Raw genomic sequence first — 1362 nt, forward strand, 5'->3', positions numbered from 1 at the left:
TTAATGAGATGGTCACCCCCACACCCTGCGAGGGCTACGCTTTCGCAGGGTGTTTTGTTTTCGGAGGCCATCATCATGAGTGAGTCAGCGCTGATCGGAATCGATCTCGGCAAGCACAGTTTTCATCTGCACGGCCAGGACAAATCCGGCCGAGAGGTGTTTCGCAAAAAGCTCTCACGTCCACAAATGATGCAGTTCTTCGGCAATCTGAAGGCCTGCACTGTGGTGATGGAGGCGTGTGCCGGCGCGCATTTTGTCGCTCGTCAGCTGATCGCCATGGGGCATCAGGCCAAACTGATTTCTCCGCAGTTCGTCCGGCCCTTCGTCAAAGGCAACAAAAACGATTTTGTCGATGCCGAGGCCATTTGCGAAGCTGCTTCACGTCCATCGATGCGCTTCGTCTCGCCTAAAACCGAGGCTCAGCAAACCCTGTCGGTTCTGCACCGCCTGCGCGAATCGCTGGTGCATGACCGCACCAAAGCTGCTAATCAGATGCACGGATTTCTGTTGGAGTTTGGTATCAGCCTGCCCAAAGGTTTGGCGATCATGAAACGTTTGCCAAGTATCTTGGCCGAGCATGAGTTGCCGGTTCGGCTCACCATGCAGCTGCAACGACTGCACGATCACTTCGTTTACCTGGATGAGCAGATCAAGGAACTGGATAAAGAGCTGGCAAGCCAACTGGCCGTCGATGATCTGGGTAGTCGTCTGCTTAGCCTGCCGTGTGTTGGGCCGATCACCGCCAGCCTGCTGGCTGTCGAAATGGGCGATGGCCAACAGTACAAGTGCAGTCGCGACTTCGCCGCTGCCGTGGGCCTGGTGCCCAGGCAGTACAGCACGGGTGGCAAGGCCAATCTGCTGGGGATCAGCAAGCGCGGCGACAAGCACCTGCGACAACTGCTGGTGCAGTGTGCTCGGGTTTACATGCAGAGGCTGGAACATCAAAAAGGGGCTCTGGCCGACTGGGTCCGCTCATTGCTGATGCGACGACACTCGAACGTGGTGGCCTGTGCCTTGGCGAATAAGCTGGCGCGGATCGCGTGGGCGATAGCCGCCCACCATACGCAATATGAAACAGGGCCAGACGCCTTGAGCGCCTGACCCTGCGGTTGTTGCAGTACCACGAACCACCCTTCAGGTTTTGCGATAGCTGAACAACGGATGACGTGAACGGCCTACCGGCCTGGCGAAGATCCTGACATAAAAATCGGCTTTAGAAGCCGACGGTTTTTTAAGGATCGTCAGGCGCGACTCTCATCGTGGCGCTGGGGCATGCCCCAAACAGACGCCGGATAGATTTAAGCAAGCCAACCACACCACCCGTTAATCAGTATTGCAAAAATGGGGGTGACCATAGATTTT

The 1362-nt window shown here is 56.3% G+C and carries 1 protein-coding gene; it reads left to right on the forward strand.

Annotated features, from left to right (window positions below; translation table 11 throughout):
* The first annotated feature begins 75 nt into the window (after positions 1-75).
* Entirely contained in the window at positions 76-1101 is a 1026-nt protein-coding gene (locus tag N4Q37_RS27605) for an IS110 family transposase (protein ID WP_260963352.1), read from the forward strand.
* Positions 1102-1362: the final 261 nt, after the last annotated feature.

The organism is Pseudomonas citri, assembly GCF_025336485.1.
GTDB classification, from domain to species: Bacteria; Pseudomonadota; Gammaproteobacteria; order Pseudomonadales; family Pseudomonadaceae; genus Aquipseudomonas; species Aquipseudomonas citri.

What these genes read in the sequence shown, in the direction of transcription:
- N4Q37_RS27605 (WP_260963352.1), top strand. Translation starts at nt 76, where the DNA reads ATGAGTGAGTCAGCGCTGATCGGAATCGATCTCGGCAAGCACAGTTTT.